This is a genomic window from Spirosoma litoris (assembly GCF_054776755.1).
In genome coordinates this window covers 76,187-95,508 of the sequence record NZ_BAAHBI010000078.1, presented here as the reverse complement: position 1 = coordinate 95,508, position 19,322 = coordinate 76,187, and the positions used below count along the sequence as shown (strand labels likewise).

21 protein-coding genes are annotated in these 19,322 nt (G+C 46.2%); 16 read left to right on the top strand and 5 right to left on the bottom strand.

The window, feature by feature from the left end:
- Positions 1–67: 67 nt before the first annotated feature.
- Positions 68–1,318 carry an MFS transporter gene (locus ACYVGR_RS37430; protein ID WP_460966008.1) on the bottom strand — a complete coding sequence of 417 codons (1,251 nt, stop codon included), beginning with the start codon at positions 1,316–1,318 and terminating at the stop codon, positions 68–70.
- Between the two features lie 333 nt (positions 1,319–1,651).
- Between ACYVGR_RS37430 and ACYVGR_RS37425 the strand changes: the two genes are divergently transcribed.
- From ACYVGR_RS37425 to ACYVGR_RS37355, 15 genes are all read left to right on the top strand, one after another.
- Entirely contained in the window at positions 1,652–2,785 is a 1,134-nt protein-coding gene (locus ACYVGR_RS37425; protein WP_460966022.1) for a Gfo/Idh/MocA family protein, read from the top strand.
- Between the two features lie 16 nt (positions 2,786–2,801).
- Positions 2,802–3,245, top strand: coding sequence for a four helix bundle protein (locus ACYVGR_RS37420; protein WP_460966006.1), 444 nt, complete (start codon positions 2,802–2,804; stop codon positions 3,243–3,245).
- A 125-nt stretch (positions 3,246–3,370) separates the two neighbouring features.
- On the top strand, positions 3,371–4,516 hold the full coding sequence (locus ACYVGR_RS37415) for a Gfo/Idh/MocA family protein (protein WP_460966004.1): 1,146 nt from the start codon (positions 3,371–3,373) through the stop codon (positions 4,514–4,516).
- Positions 4,517–4,682: 166 nt separating this feature from the next.
- Positions 4,683–5,735 carry a sugar phosphate isomerase/epimerase family protein gene (locus ACYVGR_RS37410; protein WP_460966002.1) on the top strand — a complete coding sequence of 351 codons (1,053 nt, stop codon included), beginning with the start codon at positions 4,683–4,685 and terminating at the stop codon, positions 5,733–5,735.
- Between the two features lie 106 nt (positions 5,736–5,841).
- On the top strand, positions 5,842–6,174 hold the full coding sequence (locus tag ACYVGR_RS37405; protein WP_460966000.1) for a type II toxin-antitoxin system RelE/ParE family toxin: 333 nt from the start codon (positions 5,842–5,844) through the stop codon (positions 6,172–6,174).
- Positions 6,171–6,476, top strand: coding sequence for a helix-turn-helix domain-containing protein (locus tag ACYVGR_RS37400; protein ID WP_460965999.1), 306 nt, complete (start codon positions 6,171–6,173; stop codon positions 6,474–6,476). The genes ACYVGR_RS37405 and ACYVGR_RS37400 overlap by 4 nt, the downstream gene beginning before the upstream one ends.
- A 38-nt stretch (positions 6,477–6,514) precedes the next feature.
- The gene (locus tag ACYVGR_RS37395) at positions 6,515–6,718 is read left to right on the top strand and encodes a hypothetical protein (protein WP_182457924.1); all 204 of its coding nucleotides are present in this window, start codon (positions 6,515–6,517) and stop codon (positions 6,716–6,718) included.
- A 90-nt stretch (positions 6,719–6,808) separates the two neighbouring features.
- Positions 6,809–7,579 (top strand): MIP/aquaporin family protein, encoded by a 771-nt coding sequence (locus tag ACYVGR_RS37390; protein ID WP_460965997.1) that lies wholly within the window; start codon positions 6,809–6,811, stop codon positions 7,577–7,579.
- Between the two features lie 21 nt (positions 7,580–7,600).
- The gene (locus tag ACYVGR_RS37385; RefSeq protein ID WP_460965996.1) at positions 7,601–8,590 is read left to right on the top strand and encodes a phosphotransferase; all 990 of its coding nucleotides are present in this window, start codon (positions 7,601–7,603) and stop codon (positions 8,588–8,590) included.
- 3 nt (positions 8,591–8,593) lie between these two features.
- Positions 8,594–9,148, top strand: a complete 555-nt coding sequence (locus tag ACYVGR_RS37380; RefSeq protein WP_460965994.1) for a pyridoxamine 5'-phosphate oxidase family protein — start codon at positions 8,594–8,596, stop codon at positions 9,146–9,148.
- Positions 9,145–9,702: a YdeI/OmpD-associated family protein gene (locus ACYVGR_RS37375; RefSeq protein ID WP_460965992.1), complete on the top strand. Its 558-nt coding sequence runs from the start codon at positions 9,145–9,147 to the stop codon at positions 9,700–9,702. The genes ACYVGR_RS37380 and ACYVGR_RS37375 overlap by 4 nt, the downstream gene beginning before the upstream one ends.
- 117 nt (positions 9,703–9,819) lie before the next feature.
- Positions 9,820–11,346: a T9SS type B sorting domain-containing protein gene (locus ACYVGR_RS37370; protein ID WP_460965990.1), complete on the top strand. Its 1,527-nt coding sequence runs from the start codon at positions 9,820–9,822 to the stop codon at positions 11,344–11,346.
- 86 nt (positions 11,347–11,432) lie between these two features.
- Positions 11,433–12,236: a ThuA domain-containing protein gene (locus ACYVGR_RS37365; protein WP_460965988.1), complete on the top strand. Its 804-nt coding sequence runs from the start codon at positions 11,433–11,435 to the stop codon at positions 12,234–12,236.
- A gap of 6 nt (positions 12,237–12,242) precedes the next feature.
- Complete coding sequence (locus ACYVGR_RS37360) at positions 12,243–12,803, top strand: Crp/Fnr family transcriptional regulator (protein WP_460965986.1); 561 nt, start codon at positions 12,243–12,245, stop codon at positions 12,801–12,803.
- Between the two features lie 93 nt (positions 12,804–12,896).
- Complete coding sequence (locus tag ACYVGR_RS37355; RefSeq protein WP_460965985.1) at positions 12,897–13,868, top strand: quinone oxidoreductase family protein; 972 nt, start codon at positions 12,897–12,899, stop codon at positions 13,866–13,868.
- Positions 13,869–13,896: 28 nt separating this feature from the next.
- Here ACYVGR_RS37355 and ACYVGR_RS37350 read toward each other — a convergent pair whose 3' ends face one another.
- The 3 genes from ACYVGR_RS37350 to msrA all read right to left on the bottom strand — a co-directional run bounded on the left by ACYVGR_RS37350 (position 13,897) and on the right by msrA (position 16,603).
- Entirely contained in the window at positions 13,897–14,511 is a 615-nt protein-coding gene (locus tag ACYVGR_RS37350; RefSeq protein ID WP_460965983.1) for a Uma2 family endonuclease, read from the bottom strand.
- Positions 14,512–14,646: 135 nt separating this feature from the next.
- Positions 14,647–15,855, bottom strand: a complete 1,209-nt coding sequence (locus tag ACYVGR_RS37345) for an MFS transporter (protein ID WP_460965982.1) — start codon at positions 15,853–15,855, stop codon at positions 14,647–14,649.
- Between the two features lie 85 nt (positions 15,856–15,940).
- A complete protein-coding gene (gene msrA / locus ACYVGR_RS37340) occupies positions 15,941–16,603 on the bottom strand; it encodes a peptide-methionine (S)-S-oxide reductase MsrA (protein WP_460965980.1) in 663 nt (220 codons plus the stop codon).
- A 173-nt stretch (positions 16,604–16,776) separates the two neighbouring features.
- Here msrA and ACYVGR_RS37335 point away from each other — a divergent pair, with 173 nt between their 5' ends.
- The gene (locus ACYVGR_RS37335) at positions 16,777–17,625 is read left to right on the top strand and encodes a helix-turn-helix domain-containing protein (protein WP_460965979.1); all 849 of its coding nucleotides are present in this window, start codon (positions 16,777–16,779) and stop codon (positions 17,623–17,625) included.
- Between the two features lie 64 nt (positions 17,626–17,689).
- Here the strand turns inward: ACYVGR_RS37335 and ACYVGR_RS37330 are convergent, their stop codons facing one another.
- Positions 17,690–19,258 carry a RagB/SusD family nutrient uptake outer membrane protein gene (locus tag ACYVGR_RS37330; protein ID WP_460965977.1) on the bottom strand — a complete coding sequence of 523 codons (1,569 nt, stop codon included), beginning with the start codon at positions 19,256–19,258 and terminating at the stop codon, positions 17,690–17,692.
- Between the last annotated feature and the right edge of the window lie 64 nt (positions 19,259–19,322).

Below are 19,322 nucleotides of genomic sequence, written 5' to 3'. Positions count from 1 at the left end.
GCCCTGAAACTACTTAGTTTCAGGGCTTTAGTGTTAGTTGAAATTACCTAGTGGTTGCTTGCGTTTTTTATAGTTGAGGTTGCTCCGCAACTAATTTTTCATCGATATGACCAGGCTTACGATTCCGCACCCAGAACCATAGAATGATAAATGCGAAAATGAGAATAATCGGAAACGTTGTCATTTTTAATAATGTAGCCTGGCCTGCTGCCAACTCCAGTGCATCTCCAGAGAGTCCAGATGATGCTTTTTCAACGCGAGCTGCATCAATCCAGCCCCCAATAATGGGCTGCCAGATAGATGTTGAAAACATACCTACACCGCCGACAATCGACATGCCTAGTGCACCGCTTAATGGAATACGCTCGGCCACAAAACCAATCATAGTTGGCCAGAAGTAGCATACACCAACGGCAAAAAATATAGCTGCTACATACGCCATAGCCCCCGTTTGTGTGCTAAAGAGATAAATGCCGATAGTAGCAAAAACAGCACCACCCAGCAGAACGCCTGTCTGGTCGAGCCGGTGAATAATGGGTCCTCCAAAATAACGACCAACAGCCATTAGACCAGTTACCAGGGCCAGAATCAACAAAGGTTCAGCGCCACTCTTACTTAGTATGAGAGCTGTCCATTGCTGTGGGCCGAATTCCGAAATGGCTGTTATTGCCATGCAGCAGAAGATGAACAGGTAAAGCGGGTTAATCATGGCCCTGAAATTTTCGGAGAGCGACATAGCACCCTCTACCTTTGCCTTTGGGAAAGCCTGGCCCCAAAACAGGAACGCATACGCTAAAGCAGGGATCATAATAACCCAGATTTGCGCCTGCCAGCTCATACCCATTTTGGTCATGGCCAGCGAAATCAGGCTTCCCACCACAATACCGCCCGGAAACCACATATGGAAACGGTTCAGCATCTTGTTCATAGTTATCCCTGAATACATATCAGCAATCATGGGATTGCAGGCTGCTTCAGTACAACCATTACCAATACCAATGAATAGGGTTGAAATAAGCAGCGTTGAGTAGCCCCCTGCGTAAATAGTCAGCAGAATACCCAGCGTATGACACACAAACGCCACCGACATGATGATCCTGGGCCCTACTGTATTATAGACTAATCCACCTACAATCATTGAAATGGGAAAGCCTAGAAACCACATTGAATTAATGAAGCCTAATTGCTCAGCAGTCAGTCCAAATTCAGTACCTAGCTGAGGCAAAATGCCTGCTCTGATACTGAATGAGAAAGCTGTCGTAATAAGAGCAAGGCAGCTGGCCAGGAACAGCCGCGAAGGGTTAACGGTTTGATTCATTTTCTACGAGAGAGGGATTTAGTGAGTTTAAAAAATTGATTAAAAACTAAAGGCTTGAAAGTAGATAAACTCCCCGTTTAAAGGTCGTTTTTGTGCAAAATTTCCGAAAAATAAGAGAAAACAGCTAATTTCCAGCCGTAAAATAAGCGAGTAGGTTCAATGGACATCTGTCTTGATAAAATAACCTTTTGATAAGTCATTTTCTTACTCTGCTCTTGTTGGCGTGGCTGTAACGCCCCACAACAGACCGCTTATTGATAAAACGTTCATAATCAATTCTAAATTATCCGTTACGGACACTCAACTTAAACGCCAATGCACAGAAAATTGCGAATGGGTATGGTTGGTGGAGGTCTTGATGCCTTCATTGGAGCCGTTCACCGCCGGGCTGCTAGTTTCGACGGCGAAATCGAACTGGTTTGTGGCTGCTTCAGCTCAAATCCCGACAAATCGAAGGCTACCGGTCATGCCCTTTACCTGCCCGAAGATCGAGTTTATTCGTCGTTCGAAGAGATGATTCTGGCCGAAAAAGCATTGCCAGAAGGCGAGCGTATGGATTTCCTGTCCATCGTAACGCCTAATCACATGCACTTTCCGCCAGCCAAAATGGCCCTCGAAAATGGCTTCCATGTGATGTGCGACAAGCCCATGACACTTACGCTGGAAGAAGCAAAAGAACTGGCTGCTATTGTTGAAAAGTCCGGTTTAGTGTTTGGCCTAACGCATAACTACACAGGTTATCCGATGGTGAAAGAAGCCCGCGATATGATTCGTAACGGCAAGCTGGGTAAACTTCGGAAGGTAGTTGTTGAGTATCCACAGGGCTGGTTATCGAAGAAAGAAGAGGATACCGATTATAAACAGGCAATCTGGCGCACAGACCCGGCCAAATCAGGAGCTGCCGGCTGCATGGGGGATATTGGTACACACGCCGAAAATCTGGCCGAGTACGTTACGGGTTTACAAATCTCGGAACTCTGTGCTGACCTTACGGCTTTTGTGCCGGGTCGTCAGCTTGATGATGACGGAAACGTTCTGTTGCATTTTGAGGGAGGAGCCAAAGGGGTTCTGCATGCAAGCCAGATTGCCAATGGTGAAGAGAACGCTCTGAAAATCTATGTGTATGGCGAACTTGGCGGTCTGGAATGGCATCAGATGGAGCCGAATACATTGAAGTATAAAACACAGGAAGGCCAGCGGATTATCCGCCCGAATGTGGGCACGCTATCCGATTCGGCGAAGGCGCACTGGCGTATGCCGTCGGGCCATCCCGAAGGTTTCTTTGAAGCGTTCGCTAACCTGTATCGCAACTTTGCCTACGCTGTAAAAGCGCACATGGAAGGTCGCGAACCCGACCCAATTTACGACTTCCCATCAGTAGCAGACGGCGTTCGTGGGCTGGCCTTCATCGACACGGTCATTGCCTCGAATAAGACCGAGACGAAGTGGACGAAGTTTGTAAGTTAAATGAGCGAAAGTGCGAATGAGTGAAAGAGCGATGTCTGAAATTGAGAGTATTGAAGAAGGAGGGGACTTAGTTAGCGAGGCTTGGGTAGATTATTCTACTTACTCGAAAAGTCAATTTCTCGATGATCTTGAAAAGCGGCTGAAATTGTTCATGCTTCGCTGTGTGAAGGTATGTCGTACACTTTCCAAAGATTATGACGCTCAGCACTTCGGTCATCAACTCATTCGGTCGTCATCATCAGCTGCTGCCAACTTCCGGGCTGTTCGTAGAGGAAGAAGCCAGAAAGAGTTTTATGCCAAACTTAGTATTACACTTGAAGAGTTAGATGAAGCGCTCTTTTGGCTCGAAACATTAGTCTTCACTGATATCATATCTGAGCATAAACTGAAGGATTTGATTGATGAAGGATATCAAATTTTAAAAATTTTATCTAAATCCCGTAAAACAGTGAGCGACTGATTTAAAGAGTGAAAGACCGGGCCGCCGGAGCGGTGAAAGAATGAAAGAGTGCTTACAGCGGAATGATTTCGCTCTTTCACTCTTTCACTCTTTCGCTCTTTCACTCTTTCGCTCTTTAAACCCTCATGCAAAAAATTAACATCGGTGTCGTTGGCACCGGATTTATCGGACCCGCGCACATCGAAGCGTTGCGTCGCCTGCCTAATACCAATGTTCTCGCCCTTTGCGAAGTAACGGCCGAACTGGCTCGTCAGAAAGCCGATCAACTGGGTATCGAACGGTCTTGTACGTTTGATGAACTCCTGAAAATGGACGACATTACAGTGGTCCACATTTGTACCCCTAACTTCCTGCACTATTCGCAATCGAAAGCGGCCCTGGAAGCGGGTAAGCACGTTGTCTGCGAAAAACCACTCGCCAAAGACCTGCACGAAGCCGAAGAACTGGTTGAGTTGGCGAAGAAAACCGGTCTGGTGAACGCCGTACATTTTAACCTCCGCTACTACCCGCTGGTTCGCCAGATGAAAGTAATGCGCGAGCAGGATGACCTGGGCGAAGTTTACTCAATTATCGGATCGTACTTGCAGGACTGGCTTTTCTATGACACCGATTACAACTGGCGTCTGGAACCCGATAAATCAGGCGATTCCCGCGCTATTGCCGATATCGGTTCGCACTTGATGGATAGCCTGGAATACATCACTGGCCTGAAAACGGTAGCGGTTATGGCCGATTTCAACACGGTTCATAAATTTCGTAAGAAGCCATTAAAACCCGTCGAAACGTATTCGGGTAAAATGCTTCAGCCTGAAGATTACGCTGATGTCCCTATCAATACCGAAGACCACGCCAACGTATTGCTGAAGTTTGACAATGGCAACCGGGGTGTTATTACAGTATCGCAGGTATCGGCAGGACGTAAAAATCAGATGAAACTGGAAATTGCTGGTTCGAAGAAAACCTACGCCTGGAACTCCGAAGCGCCGAACGAAATGTGGATCGGTAACCGCGATGGGGCTAACCAATCGTTCATGCGCGATCCATCGCTGGCCCACCCTGAGGCTCGTTCGGTCATCTCATTCCCTGGTGGCCATAACGAAGGTTTTCCTGATACATCGAAGCAGTTGTTTAAGGAAGTTTACGATGCCATTGCCGCTGGGAAGATGCCCGAAAATCCAACGTTCCCAACCTTCGCTGATGGTTACCGCGAACTGCTGATTTGCGAGAAGATTCTGGAATCGAATCGCAAGCAGGCTTGGGTGGAAATCTAGATAGTGAACATTTTTTTGTCATTCCGACGAAAGGAGGAATCTCAAGCTTGACTAATAAGGAAGTTCGAGATTCCTCCTTTCGTCGGAATGACAAAAAAGTATATAAAGTTTCTCTTTTAAACTCTACGTTCCCGCGTTTATTTTCTAACGCATAATCTACTTTGACATGAAGACAATGAAAGGGCCCGGCATTTTTCTTGCTCAGTTTTTGGGCGATGCTGAACCATTTAATTCGCTTGAGTCCATCGCCAAATACATGGCTGATTTAGGCTATAAAGGTGTCCAGATTCCAACCTGGGACCCTCGGTTGATCGACCTTAAAAAAGCGTCAGAGAGCCAGACCTATTGCGATGAACTGAAAGGTAAACTCTCGGATATCGGTGTTGAAATCACGGAATTGGCGACTCACCTGCAAGGGCAGTTAATAGCCGTTCATCCGGCTTACGGGCCTATGTTCGATGGTTTCGGTCCGGCTGAGTTGGCGGGCAAACCGAAAGAACAACAAGCCTGGGCGGTTGACCAATTGCTGATGACCGCAAAAGCCAGCAAAAACCTTGGCTTAAAAGCGAGCCCTACGTTTTCGGGTGCGTTGCTGTGGCCGTTTGTCTACCCTTGGCCACAGCGCCCGGCTGGGTTGGTAGAAACCGGTTTTACCGAACTGGCAAATCGTTGGTTGCCAATCCTGAACGCCTACGATGAAGCAGGTGTTGATCTGGCTTATGAGTTGCACCCTGGCGAAGATCTACACGACGGTATTACCTTCGAGATGTTCCTTGAAAAAGTAGGTAATCACCCACGGGCGGGTATCAACTATGATCCAAGTCACTTTGTGCTGCAACAACTGGATTACCTACAATTCATTGATTTCTACCACGATCGTATTTACGCGTATCACGTAAAAGATGCCGAGTTCAACCCAACGGGCAAACAAGGCGTGTATGGCGGATACCAGGGCTGGGTTGAGCGGGCAGGTCGGTTCCGGTCGCTGGGCGATGGGCAGGTTGATTTCTCGGGTATCTTCTCCAAACTAGCTCAGTACGATTATGATCGTTGGGCTGTATTAGAGTGGGAGTGCGCGCTGAAACACCCTGAACAAGGCGCTGCTGAAGGGGCTCCCTTCATCGAAAGTCACATCATCCGCGTTACCGAACGAGCGTTCGACGACTTCGCCGGAACCGGTGCTGACGATGCATTTAATAAGAAAGTGCTGGGATTATAAGCTAGACTAATCAGAACCAGGAGTGTTACTTCTGGTTCTTTTTTATGTCTTATGTTTCTATAAAAGGAAACCTGTTTCGTTCTTAGCCTGTTCCTGAAGTATCCAAATGGAGGTAAAATTTGCTGTACTATTCCTTGAAGATGCCCGAACGTTTCTTCGTAATCTTGATGAAAAGGCACGTACTAAAATCATTTACAATGTTGATAAAGCGAGTGTTCTAAATGATCCCAAGTTATTCAAGAAACTAACGGATACAATCTGGGAGTTTAGAACCAAATACAATGGATTGCAATACAGGCTACTGGCTTTTTGGGATAAAACAGATGGTACTGAAACATTAGTGATTGCAACACACGGCTTTGTAAAAAAGACAGATAAAGTACCCAGTAGTGAATTGCTGAGAGCGGAAAAACTAAGACAAGATTATTTTGAATTATGAATACTGAAAAACCCCAGCTGTACTCGTTGAATCAGATTAAAGATGAAATGATAGGTAAGGTTGGCACGCCCAAGCGAGATCAATATGAGTTTGAACTAAAACTCGATCTGTTAGGGGAAATGATTAAACGAGTACGTCAGGAGCGCAACCTCACTCAAGAACAGTTAGGTGTCTTAATTGGTGTGCAAAAAGCTCAGATTTCAAAATTGGAACGTAGCGCAAATAATGTGACTATAGCAACTGTATTGAAAGTCTTCAAAGCCCTGAAAGCGGACATAAGTTTCAAGGTTGCCTTAGCTTAAAATAAAAGAAATGTAAAATACTCAAAACAACAAATCCAATGGCAGGTCAAGGTTCGGGCGGCAATGTACTGGCAGCCCTTTGTAGTTTCTTTATTCCGGGATTGGGCCAACTGTTACAGGGCCGCTTGCTAATGGCTATTCTACAATTTGTCCTGGCGGGGGCTTTGTGGTTTATTCTAATGGGATGGGTCATTCACCTATGGTCCATCATTGATGCCGCCCGCTACGACCCCAACAAGTAAGTTATGCGCTGCTAATCAAAACTTAACGACGCTACAAACGGCCTTTCCGCTGTAATTGACCATATTTGTGGGAAACCAACAATTGGGTAAATGACAGCAACTCGATCTACACTAGCTCTTTTCTGCGCTGAATTTATCGGAACGGCCCTGTTGCTTTCGGTTGGCCTAAGCATCGTTATTTTCAATTGGGGCACAGGTAGCGTCATGATCGACCTGATTCCATCCGAATCGCTGCGCCGAGCTGTAACCGGCTTCCTCTTTGGAACCACGGGCTGTTTGATTACCCTGTCGCCGGTTGGTCGAATTAGTGGAGCACACATTAACCCGGCTGTAAGCGTAGCTTTCTGGTTGCGGGGTAAAATGAAAACCCCGATTATGATTGGCTATGTGTGTAGTCAGATGATTGGGGCCGTACTTGGTTGCCTGCCGTTGTTGTTGTGGGGCGATCAGGGGAAAAGTGTTCACTATGGAAATACGGAACCCGGCAACGCAGGTTTGCTGGCTGCTTTTGTGGGAGAATTGCTAGCCACGATTGCCTTGATTACCATCCTATTTTTGTTTGTGGGGAATAAAAAACTGCGCAATTATACGCCCTATACGATACCCTTTCTGTATGCGTTTATGGTCTGGCAGGAAGCCCCATTTTCAGGATGCAGCACAAACCCCGCTCGCAGTTTCGGGCCAGCCGTAATTAGCCAGGTTTATTCCGATTATTGGTTGTATGTAACGGCCCCACTAACTGGAGTCGTGCTGGTTGTGGGTGTTTTCAGGTTGTTGCGTCTGCACAACTATTATCAACTCGAAGCTGCTCGTATAAGCTACCACGACAGCCCAACGCCTATTGCGTTAAAAACTGCCTGAATTAACCGTTAAAAACACAGCATGCAACCCTTCCCCGTTTCTTCATCGATTCTATCTAAAACCCACCTCGCTCAATTTTTACAACGTCAGTATAACCTGGGCCCGGATACGTCCTGCCAATTGCTGAAAGCGGGCGTCAACCATTCCTATCTAGTAACCGATGGATCGACAAAAGTTATTTTTCGACTATATAGTCTGGATTGGCGTACCGAGATTCAGATTACTGAAGAGATTCGCTTATTGAATCTGTTACAGGAAAATGGCCTACCCGTTTCGTATCCCATTGCCGATGCGACCGGGACGTATATTCAGAAATTGAATGCGCCAGAGGGGCAGCGGTTTGGGGTATTGTTCTCTTTCGCCTATGGTGAAAAATTATTGAATTTTTCGGAGGAGGTGCATTTTCAAATCGGGCAGATTATGGCCCGTTTTCACCAAATGACGCACAACTTGGCGCTGGAGCGAATAACCTATACGCCCGACGTTTTACTGATTGATCCGATTGAAAAGCTAAAGCCATTTCTTCCTGCCGAAACCCCCGAATTTCAGTTTATGCAATCGGCTCAGCGGTATATGCTGGCTGAATTTGAACGTATTGATTATCGTAAAACTCGTCAGGGTGGAGTGCATCTGGATATCTGGTTCGATAACCTGAATATTGCCAGTGATGGTACAGTAACACTGTTCGATTTTGATTTTTGTGGCAATGGGTTACAGGCGCTCGACATTGCCTACTACATTCTCCAAATTCATAGCACCGAAACCGACTTGGCTGAATTTGAGAAAAAGAAAGAAAGCTTTCTGCACGGTTACGAGTCTGTTACGGAAATTAGTGATGAGGAGAAAAGACTCTTACCGATGCTGGCCGAAAGCATTTATTTCTTTTATGTCGGGGTTCAGTGTGAGCGCTTCGACAACTGGTCGAATACGTTTTTGAATGAGATGTACTTGAAACGATTTATCAATCTGCGCATAAAGCGTTGGTTTGATTTTAATAATCTGGGAAATTAGATCATGGGGAAATTTCACGATTCCATTAAGCCTGCTCATCAGAAATTCATTGAGGAGCAACATATTTTTTTCGTCGCTACAGCTCCACTAAGTGCTGATGGACATATCAATCTATCGCCCAAAGGACTCGACTGTTTCCGGGTTTTATCGGATACCAAAGTGGCCTATATGGATTTGATCAGTAGCGGCAACGAAACCTCGGCGCATACGCTCGAAAATGGGCGTATTACGCTTATGTTTTGCTCGTTTGAGGGCGCTCCAAACATCCTCCGATTGTATGGTAAAGGCTTTACTGTACTACCCAATACGGAATTATGGAATGAGTATGCTCCCCATTTTACAATTTACCCAAGCACACGCCAGCTTATTGTGGCCGAGATCGATTTAGTACAAACCTCGTGCGGTTTTGGAGTTCCTTTATTCGACTATGCTGGTGAGCGAGATATTCACTTTAATTGGGCAGAAAAGAAAGGTGAAGAAGGACTTCAGGAATATATCAGGGAAAAAAATTTAGTTAGCCTTGATGGACTGCCCACCAGCATCGGACTGAACCAATGACACCAACATTCTTCCCCACATCGGCTGACTTTCGAACATGGTTGGCTGAAAATCATCATCAGGAAACCGAATTACTCGTCGGATTTTATAAAGTTGGTTCAAGAAAACCAAGCATGACCTGGTCGCAATCGGTTGATGAAGCGCTGTGCTTCGGCTGGATCGATGGGGTGCGTAGGTCTGTTGATGCCGACAGTTATTGCATTCGTTTCACTCCCCGGAAACCGAAAAGCATCTGGAGTGCAGTCAATATGGCTAAGATCGAAGCGTTGACCCAGCAAGGATTGATGCATCCAGCGGGCGTGGCTGCGTTTGCTAAACGGGAGGAAAGTAAATCTAAAATTTATACCTACGAACAAAAGAATGAAATAATCTTGTCTGCCGATTTCGATGCGACATTTAAGGCCAATGAAGATGCGTGGACGTTTTTCCAGAAACAGGCCCCCTGGTACAAAAAACAAATGATTAATTGGATCATGTCGGCCAAACAATTGGCTACCCAACTCAGCCGGCTCGACAAATTAATACGTGCCAGCGCCGAAGAACGGAAGCTGTAGATGTATGATTAGCTGAGTCTTACATCCAATCTGTGCAAGTATTTCGTATATTCGATACCCTTTTTCGGGAAGTACCGAAGGCGATTCCTAAACTCACAGATAGCACACAGTACGGCTATGCAGCGAAGCCTTATTTGGATGTTAGGTTGGCTTGCAATCATCCTGCCGGGGATTGCTAAGGGCCAAAACCTTGTTCCGAATGGGAGCTTTGAGAATTACCGAAATTGCCCCACCCACGATAATCAGTTAATAGAAGCCACCCCCTGGTACAATCCGAATAAAGCCACCCCTGATTTCTATCACCATTGTTTTGATTTTGGTCAGCTCATTTTGCCTCCGCATTCGGGGCAGGGGGTTGCCCATTTATACTTCGATCAGGATTGGGAAGAATATTTAGGTGTGCGACTAACACATCCCCTCAAGGCCGATGAGTGTTATTACTTTGAGATGTATGTGGCAACGAATACGCCTGCCAAATACATTACGGAAACCATTGGGGCTTATGTCTCAAAACAGCCACTTACAGGTACTACCACCGACATGCTGACTGCCAATCCGCAAATTCTTGATCGGACGCCCAAAGCGAGTGTTTCTTCATTGCAGTGGCAGAAAATATCCGGGGTTGTTAATGCTAAAGGCGGGGAGGAATACCTGACAATTGGTAGTTTCTATAAAGCTCCGCCGTTTCTGGGCTATTACTACCTGTTTGTTGATGATGTTCTGCTGACACCTACTAACCTTGAACTAGGTAACGATACAACCTTGTGCAGCCGCCGAAATACACTTTTGCTCGATGCCACAACGCCCGGCGCTGCGGATTATAAATGGAACGATGGCAGCATCAAACCAACCTTACAGGTAACTAAGCCAGGTAAGTATTCAGTCACGGTTATTACCAGTTGTAAAACGCTACATGATTCAATCAAGGTTGATTATGCCCTTGATTTTGATCTGGGAGCTGATACTACCCTTTGCAATGGAATGGAGATGCAATTAAGTGTTCCTTCAGCCCCTGCGGCTACGTATCGTTGGCAGGATGGTTCCGCACAAACGACCTATAGGGTCAGGCAGCAGGGGCAATACTCAATCACCGTCACGCAGGCCAATTGCGTAGCTACCGACACAATTCAGGTACGCTACATAAAACCTCCCCAACTAGAGTTAGGGCCAGATAAAGAGCTTTGTGGGGCCGAGACGTTTACCATAAAGCCCATTGTGGCCGAAGGTAAATTTTCCTGGCAGGATCAGTATGCAACAAGAGATCGAACTGTAAATACTTCCGGCGTATTTTGGGCCAGCGTTCGTAATGATTGCGCTACCGTAACGGATTCAATCGAGATTGATTACGGTGCCTGCGATTGCATTCTTTACGCACCCAATAGCTTTACACCCAATGACGACGGGCAGAATGATGTATTTTTGACCTATGGTTGTGGTGATATCAAGATCACATCGCTGTCGATTTTCAATCGGTGGGGTGAGGTGATTTACAGGACAACAACTCAACCGTTTCAGTGGGATGGGTACTATCGGGGCAAGCCTTGTGAAATAGGTGTATATGCCTGGAGTGTTCAATATGAATTACACCACGGAAAGAAAGTCAAGATTGATCAGAAGCAGGGACCTCTTAGTTTGATTCGATAAGCTCTGTTAATGGTTTGATAATGAGTATTTTTTCTGTGTAGATATAGTGAAAAGAAAAATTCAAATAGATACAATTTTTAAACCGCATGAGATACCGTTTGCTACTCTATTTTTCTACCTTGATTTTTACGATTTCGCTCCTTGCTGGAGGCACTACGTCAACATGTGCTCAATCAGCGAAACCCAGATTTCGGGTAGTCGCTATTGCAGAGAAGAACGGAGGAGTTCATGCGCCTTTTGTTGCCGAAGCAAAGAAATGGCTCGCGCAGGTTGCATCAGCCAATAATTTTACGATTGATTACATTGAAAATACAGAGCCAATCAACGATGCTTTTCTAGCAAATTATCAGTTATTCATTCAACTGAACTATCCGCCTTATATGTGGACAGACACAGCAAAAGCCGCATTTCAGAAATACATTACCGAAGGGAAAGGGGGCGGTTGGGTAGGATTCCACCATGCGTCTTTGCTCGGAGAGTTTGATGGTTATGCCATGTGGCCCTGGTTTTCGGAGTTTATGGGTGGGATTCGTTACAAGAATTACATTGCCAGTTTTGCTAAGGCAACTGTGCAGGTAGAGGCCAAATCGCATCCGTGTATGAAAGGTGTACCGGCTTCGTTCGAGGTAGAAAAAGAGGAATGGTACACCTATAACAAAAATCCACGACCTAACGTAAAGGTGTTAGCTACCGTCGATGAATCGACCTACTCACCCGATTCGAATATAAAAATGGGGGGCGATCATCCCGTAATCTGGTCGAACGAGCACATGAAAGCCCGCAATGTGTATATCTTCATGGGACACCATCCGGACTTGTTCAGGAATGATGCGTTTGTGAAAATTTTCCAAAACGCCATTTTCTGGGGCGCTGGGATACCTAAGCAATAATGCGCTATGCTTAATGACCAATTGTCTGACTTCGGTATGAATTGGGGAGCGTATAGCCACTTGCTTGAGGAGATAACGATACCAGCCAAAACAACGTTGTTGCAGGAGGGCGATGTTTCTACAAACGCTTACTTCATCAAGAAAGGATGCCTGCGTCTTTGGTTCAATAACAACGGCAAAGATGTGACATTTCAGTTCTTCTTCGAAAACTATGGCGTGTCGTCAATTGAGAGTTTCCAGTCTGGGCAGCCGAGTTTGTTTAGTATCGAAAGTATTGAGCCGTGTATATTGGTGGTGATTTCCAAAGCGAATATGGAGCTGATCATGCAAGAGCTTCCAGGGTATCAGGAGTTATTTCAGTATCATATTTTGCAGCGGATGCACCACTACGCCAAGCTTTTTCTGTCGCGCATTAAAAACAATCCACAAGAGCGCTACCTCGAATTGCTGGCCGATAGCCCGCACATCGTTCAGCGAGTGCCACAACATTATATAGCTTCGTATCTGGGTATCACCCCGGTCTCATTGAGCCGAATTCGGAACAAGGTATTAATTGACAAAAAATAGATTTTCTCAATCGTTCGCGGTATTTCTTAACAATTGTTATCGTGCAACGACACTGGGCCAACGGACCTTTGTCGTAACAAAAACACGACGACTATGAAAGCCGCAGTAATTCATCAATTTGGCGAAACACCCCGTTACGAAGAGGTTGCCGATCCTATCATACAATCTGAAAACGAGTTGATGATGACGGTGCAAGCCGCATCGATCAAGAATATCGATAAGTCGCAGGCGAGAGGTTCACATTACGACCGTTCTAAGCAACTACCGGCCATTGTGGGTACAGATGGCGTAGGCGAATTGCCAGATGGCTCACGAGTATATGCTTTTTATGCTGGCAGTACAATGGCTGAAAAAGCATTAGTTCGGAAAGGAGGTTACGTTGTCTTGCCGGATGGCATCGATTATATAACGGCGGCAGCATTGCCTAATCCGGGATTGTCGGCCTGGTTCTCGCTATATTATCGGGCTGGATTACAACCGGGGGAAACGGTACTAATAAATGGAGCAACTGGAGTTACGGGAAAAATAGCGATCCAACTGGCCAAATACTTTGGGGCCGGAAAAGTAATAGCTACCGGCAGAAATCCGCAAGCACTCGCCACATTACCCGACTTAGGAGCTGACGTAGTCATTTCGCTGGCTCAATCTGACGCTGATTTGCAAGCTGCGCTAAAGGCCGAACAGAGAGAACTCCCTTTTGATGTTGTTATCGATTATACTTGGGGGCACCCCGCCGAACTGATATTGAGTGTACTTGCGGGTAACGATTTTATGGCCGAGGCCCATCGGACACGATATGTAACTGTTGGTGAAATGGCTGGGCCTACTATTCAATTGGCTTCGGGTGTTTTACGAAGTGCCGCTATTGAGTTGTATGGTGTTGGGGGAGGAAGTATTCCAAAGGAAGTTATGCAAAAAGTGCCGACCGAAATCCTTCCAAAGCTATTTGACCTGATCGCGACTGGGAAATTAAAAATAGAGACAGAAGCGGTGGCTTTAAGTAATGTAGAACGGGCCTGGAATCAGAGCGAAACCGGTGGAAAACGGTTAGTGTTGGTGCCTTAATGTGCGTGAATTGTTGAGGATGGCGGGGTTAAAACTCAATGCCTTCTTCAACTAGCAAGGCTGCTAAATTCAGACTAACATCGTCCAGTACAGGTACTGTAGCATCCCAGTTTTGGGTAAGCCAGGGAGAGGTACGAGTAGCTACAAATATCTTTTTGGGTTGTGTTGTAATCCAGATCACGGTATCGACGCCAAACTCAAGTAAGCGCTCGGTTTTCTCATACACATAGCCCGATTCCTTACCCGAAAACTCTTCGGGTTCAATGCGCACATCTACTTCAATGGCAATTTTGGGTGGAATAGTAAAGTATTTATCAGTTAATGTGAGGCCCGACGATTTATCGAAAATGGCAATATCGTTAGATAGATTATTGCCTTTGTCGAGGTGAATGCCCGACTCGTTGGTGACAACTAAATACTTCTTCCTGTTAATAACCCTACCCAAAAACATAACTAAAGTAGCTACCAAAGTAGCCTGCAATGAACTGCTACCCATAATTTCGGCGGGGGTCTTTTTCCCAGTTGTTACATCGCGGTAACCACGGTAATACAAAGCACGTCCATTCAGCGTTTCGTAAATCAGGTAGGATGGCACTCCCGATTTCCTTCGCCTAGTTGGTACTGTTGCAACGGCTACTGACATGACTTTTGTTGATTACGTTTGACTAACAATACTACGCATTTTGACCGGTAAAAGACAAAGATAAGCCAGTCATTCATATGCCATCTTCAAGATATGGCTATGAATGACTGGCTTATCTTGAATTATATTAATTCATTAGAATAACTTCACAATCCGAGATAACCCTGCTGAAATAAGAAGAATAACGGCGACAAACCCCAAGCCATAATAAAGCCCAAATGCTTCGGAGACGAACCCAATAACAGGCGGACCGGCCAGAAATCCAATGAAACTGAAGGTAGCAAACGTGGCCAAACCAGCTGCCGGTGGAATACCCGGTACGCGCATAGAAGCACTATACAGAATCGGTGCGCCGAGTGAACAACCAGCTCCTAATAAGGCAAAGCCTATTAATGCAGTTGGCGGGTAAGGAAGGGCAATTGCGAAAGCCAGCCCCGATGCGGCTAGAAGACTCCCTAGTTGAAGCCAGCGTTTAGCTCCAATTTTTGGAATGATGGCGTCGCCAAAAAAACGCAGACTGGTCATTGTCAACGAAAAAGCACCAAAACCCAGCGCAGCAATCTGACTGCTGGCTCCGAGCGTTTCGTGTAAATAAACTGCGCTCCAATCCAACGCTACGCCTTCACCCATCGCTACGGCCAACCCAATAAAAATCATCAAGAGCAAATCCAGATTAGGCATCACAAACGACGATCCGGCTTTCTCGCCCGACTCGGTACGGCTGCTTGATGGAATGGTTTGGAGCGTAGGTTGTAGGAGGAAGGTGGCAAGAAGTACCAGGCCCGTTATTACCGCCATATGGATCTGAGGAGATACGTGCAACGCGATAACAGCCCCCGAAATACCGGAACCCAACAAACCGCCCAAGCTCCACATGCCATGACAGGACGACATGATGGCAATACCTTCTTTACGTTCCACATTCGTGGCGCAGGTATTCATGGCCACATTGATCAACGCACTCGACAGGCCTAATAAAAATAAACCCAGCGCCATGACAATTGTGTTTGGCGCATTAATAGGGATACAAACGGCCAGTGCAACCCCTACCGCCGACCAGAAACAGGCTCGTGCCTCACCTAATTTGGCAACGATCCAGCCCGTCAGCGGATTCATAACAAGCAAGCCAATGGGCATTGCAAAAAGCGTTAACCCTAAACCAGCGTCGGAAATATGGAGCGTTTCTTTAACATGCGGAATATGTGCTACCCAACTTCCGAGCAGGATACTGTCTGATGCGAATACCAATCCAACAGCCAGCGCCTGCCGATTCAGAAAGAATGTCAGCAGATTTTGGATGAAAGGATTCCGGTGTGATTTAGTTAATGAGGCAGTTGTATTCATAATGCAATAATAGCCGGTCCAGACCGGCTATTATTGCAATCTATTAGCGTATATTGATGCTGTATTGACTTTTTGTAGTCAATATCTATTCTAACATTGTTAACGCTGTATTATTTTTGAGGTGCCCGACCATTGCTTTGCGCAACTTTTCGACCTTTGGCAGCGACACGCTCTGAATGTAAGGCTGATTGGGGTGCAAGGCAAAGTAGTTCTGATGGTAGTTCTCGGCTGGGTAGAAAACCGTAATTGGCGTTACTTCGGTTACGACCCGATTGGCATAGTGCTTAGAGTCATTGGTCCGCTTGATGGCTGCCAGGATTTCAGCTTTTTCTTCGGGAGTCCGATAGAAGGCCACAGAGCGGTAATCACGACCAACGTCGGGACCTTGTCGATTTAGCGTGGTGGGATCGTGGCCTGCGAAAAAAGCATCAAGCAACTGCGAGTAGCTGATCACTTTGGGATCGTAGTAAACCTGAACTGATTCGGCATGGCCGGTTTCGTCGGTTCCAACTTGCTCGTAGGTTGGGTTTTTAACGTTGCCACCAGCATAACCCGAAATGACTTCATGAACGCCTTTGAGTTGGTTCATACCTTCTTCGAGTGCCCAGAAGCAGCCACCAGCAAAGGTTGCTACGGCTTCGCCAGGTTTAAGCGTAGGAAGCTTCGCCGGGGTGTAATCTTTAGATTGGCCTTGTGCGCAACCCGCCAGTAAAAGCAGGCTAAGCGCGTATAAATGAATTCGTTTCATGCTGTATCAATCTTGGATTCTGTTACTATATAAACGATTAAAACAAGCTTGCGGTTTCACTGGAAAAGGAGAAAAGGGAGGAGGGGCAGGAAAGGGAAGAGAGGAGAAATATTACCTGTCTTTTCGAATTTCCTTCCTCCCTTTCGTCCCCTCCTCCCTTTACCCCTTTTTTTATGAAACTTCAATTTGAGAAAATAGAACCCGAAGCAGGTAGTTCCTTTCGGGTAATTCATAGTACGGAAGCCGAAACCTGTCGGGTGTATTGGCACTATCATCCGGAATACGAGATTGTTTATATTCCTTTTGGGAATGGTCAGCGACGGGTAGGGACGAATGTGTCGGCCTATGAAGCGGGCGAATTGGTATTTATCGGGCCAAATTTACCGCACCTCAATTTTAGCTATGGAAAAGAAGGGCAGTATGAAGAGATTGTGGTGCAAATGCGCGACGATTTCATGGGCGAACCGTTTTTGCAAAAGCCTGAATTAGCGGTAATTAAACGGTTATTTGAACGTGGGCATACGGGGCTTACATTCGGCTCAGTCACCAAACAGCAAGTTGGGCCTTGGCTGGAGCAGCTGCCCAGTCAGCCTTCATTCGAGCGATTTCTCACTCTGTTGCGGATATTACACTATTTAGCCGATGCTCCTGACGCCGAACCACTGCATGCCAATGGGGTTCAATTTGAGTTAAATACAAAGGAGCAGGAGCGCATTAATCGGGTTTGTCAGTATGTGGAGCAGCATTATGCCGAACCTGTCGACATTCATGCCGTAGCTGATCTGGCCAGTCTTACTGTTCCTGCCTTTTGCCGCTACTTCAAACGCATGACTCACTTAACGTTTACCGACTTTGTCAATGAATATCGTGTCAACCAGGCCCGACGAATGCTGCACTCTGCCCGGACTGTTGCGGATGTAGGTTTTGCCGTTGGGTTTAATAATTTGTCATATTTCAATAAGACATTTCGAGCTGTAACAGGCCAAACGCCGAGTGCCTATCGAAAAACATTGGTGGGCTAGAGGCCATAAAAAAACTCCTCATCTAAAGCTAGATGAGGAGTTGAGTTTGTCTTACTTATAGTAGTTAAACACCTGGATAATTTGGATTTTGTGGTCTCAAATTCGGGTTGTTCAACATTTCCTGTTTTGGCAGAGGCAGCAACAGGTGTTTTTCCTGTAAAGCCTGATTCGAACTCAGGTTGATGTGACCAACGAAATTGTCGAAACCATTGGTTTTTTCGTTGTACACTTTCCGAAGACGAACCATGTCGAACCAAGTAATCTGCTCGTAGCACAGCTCATGCCAGCGTTCCCGCCATACAGCCTCCCGGAAGGTAGCTTGTGTGTAAGTACCAATGGCAGGCGTGGTTAACGTAGCCCGATCGCGAATACGCTTCATCGCATCATAAGCCGCCTGTGTAGGACCGCCTACTTCATTTTGCGCTTCAGCATAAATCAGCAGGGTTTCAGCGTAACGAATCTGTGGTACGTTCAGGTTATTCTGACGAGTACCTGCTACCCCAGAAGTACCGTTGGCTGTCCGGTTGAAATGCTTAAACACATAAGGAGCGCCTAATGCGAATGGTGCACCATTACCGTTGGTATAGTAGGTGGTATAGAAATAACCATCCTGATCCTTGGCCCGTAAATCGCCTGCTTCGTACGAAGCGTAGAAGGTAGGTGTTGGCACTGTGCTACCCGTTCCACCAGGACCATTGTAGGTAACTGGCTTAAAGTTTGGATACATATTATCCATTGGGTTACCTGCTACTACAGTATTGTACTGAATCATGAAGAGGTGCTCAAGCTGATTCTTCTTCGCTTCACTGTGTACGTCGTTGTAGTTCGTAAACAGGTTAATTGTAGTAGGGTTTGCATTGGCATACGTAATCACTTCAAAGGCTTTATCGGCAGCCAGTTTGTAGTACGCAGCTCCTTTGTTAAGCGGATAACCTGCCATAGTCAGGTATACCTTCGCCAATTGCGTTTTGATCGCCGATTGAGTAACCCGTCCGTTGGTTACATCCATCCAAGGCAGACCTGCTGCTTCAGCTGCTACTAAATCATCAACAATCAATTTATACACATCCTCTACCTTGGTACGCGAAGGTAGGAAGTCAGCCGAAGCAGCTGTTTGTGGTTTGGTAATCAGTGGGATGTCTCCCCATAATTGAACCGTCGTAAAGTAAGCCGAAGCCCGTAGGAACCGTGCCTCACCGAGGATACGAGCTTTCTGAGCAGCATCCATAGGGGTGATAGCTGGTACTTTATCGATCGTCTGGTTAGCCTGCGCAATTACTTTATACAGACCATTCCAGTAGTTAACGACGTGAGCTGTATTGCCGTCATGAACTAACCCGTACAGGTTATTCAAGTCAGAGTTTTGAGCGGTTTCCGTCGTAGAAGTACCTGTTAGGGCTTCCAATAGCTGCCAGTTGCTGGAGAAAATACCAGCCCCATCACCCATAAAGCGCAGACCAGCATAGGTTGCAGCAATAGCTGCTTCAGCGTGGTCAGGGATGGTATAAAAGTTGTCGGAAGTCAGGTTTGACGGTGCCTGCTCTTTTAAGAAGTCTGTACAACCAACAGGGCCGACCAATATCAGTCCACCTAGTAAGGCCTTACTTATATTTTTTACCAGTGTATGTCTCATAATTGAATGAGGAATCAAAGAATTTGAAATGAGTGTATTCAGGCCACTTACTCCGCGTCGTTAA

Coding starts and splice junctions, on each gene's coding strand:
- ACYVGR_RS37425 (WP_460966022.1), top strand. CDS start 1,652: ATGGGTATGGTTGGTGGAGGTCTTGATGCCTTCATTGGAGCCGTTCAC.
- ACYVGR_RS37420 (WP_460966006.1), top strand. CDS start 2,802: ATGAGTGAAAGAGCGATGTCTGAAATTGAGAGTATTGAAGAAGGAGGG.
- ACYVGR_RS37350 (WP_460965983.1), bottom strand. CDS start 14,511: ATGTCAGTAGCCGTTGCAACAGTACCAACTAGGCGAAGGAAATCGGGA.
- ACYVGR_RS37360 (WP_460965986.1), top strand. CDS start 12,243: ATGCTTAATGACCAATTGTCTGACTTCGGTATGAATTGGGGAGCGTAT.
- ACYVGR_RS37330 (WP_460965977.1), bottom strand. CDS start 19,258: ATGAGACATACACTGGTAAAAAATATAAGTAAGGCCTTACTAGGTGGA.
- ACYVGR_RS37375 (WP_460965992.1), top strand. CDS start 9,145: ATGACACCAACATTCTTCCCCACATCGGCTGACTTTCGAACATGGTTG.
- ACYVGR_RS37335 (WP_460965979.1), top strand. CDS start 16,777: ATGAAACTTCAATTTGAGAAAATAGAACCCGAAGCAGGTAGTTCCTTT.
- ACYVGR_RS37405 (WP_460966000.1), top strand. CDS start 5,842: ATGGAGGTAAAATTTGCTGTACTATTCCTTGAAGATGCCCGAACGTTT.
- ACYVGR_RS37345 (WP_460965982.1), bottom strand. CDS start 15,855: ATGAATACAACTGCCTCATTAACTAAATCACACCGGAATCCTTTCATC.
- ACYVGR_RS37415 (WP_460966004.1), top strand. CDS start 3,371: ATGCAAAAAATTAACATCGGTGTCGTTGGCACCGGATTTATCGGACCC.
- ACYVGR_RS37365 (WP_460965988.1), top strand. CDS start 11,433: ATGAGATACCGTTTGCTACTCTATTTTTCTACCTTGATTTTTACGATT.
- ACYVGR_RS37380 (WP_460965994.1), top strand. CDS start 8,594: ATGGGGAAATTTCACGATTCCATTAAGCCTGCTCATCAGAAATTCATT.
- ACYVGR_RS37385 (WP_460965996.1), top strand. CDS start 7,601: ATGCAACCCTTCCCCGTTTCTTCATCGATTCTATCTAAAACCCACCTC.
- ACYVGR_RS37395 (WP_182457924.1), top strand. CDS start 6,515: ATGGCAGGTCAAGGTTCGGGCGGCAATGTACTGGCAGCCCTTTGTAGT.
- ACYVGR_RS37390 (WP_460965997.1), top strand. CDS start 6,809: ATGACAGCAACTCGATCTACACTAGCTCTTTTCTGCGCTGAATTTATC.
- ACYVGR_RS37410 (WP_460966002.1), top strand. CDS start 4,683: ATGAAGACAATGAAAGGGCCCGGCATTTTTCTTGCTCAGTTTTTGGGC.
- ACYVGR_RS37355 (WP_460965985.1), top strand. CDS start 12,897: ATGAAAGCCGCAGTAATTCATCAATTTGGCGAAACACCCCGTTACGAA.
- ACYVGR_RS37370 (WP_460965990.1), top strand. CDS start 9,820: ATGCAGCGAAGCCTTATTTGGATGTTAGGTTGGCTTGCAATCATCCTG.
- ACYVGR_RS37430 (WP_460966008.1), bottom strand. CDS start 1,318: ATGAATCAAACCGTTAACCCTTCGCGGCTGTTCCTGGCCAGCTGCCTT.
- msrA (WP_460965980.1), bottom strand. CDS start 16,603: ATGAAACGAATTCATTTATACGCGCTTAGCCTGCTTTTACTGGCGGGT.
- ACYVGR_RS37400 (WP_460965999.1), top strand. CDS start 6,171: ATGAATACTGAAAAACCCCAGCTGTACTCGTTGAATCAGATTAAAGAT.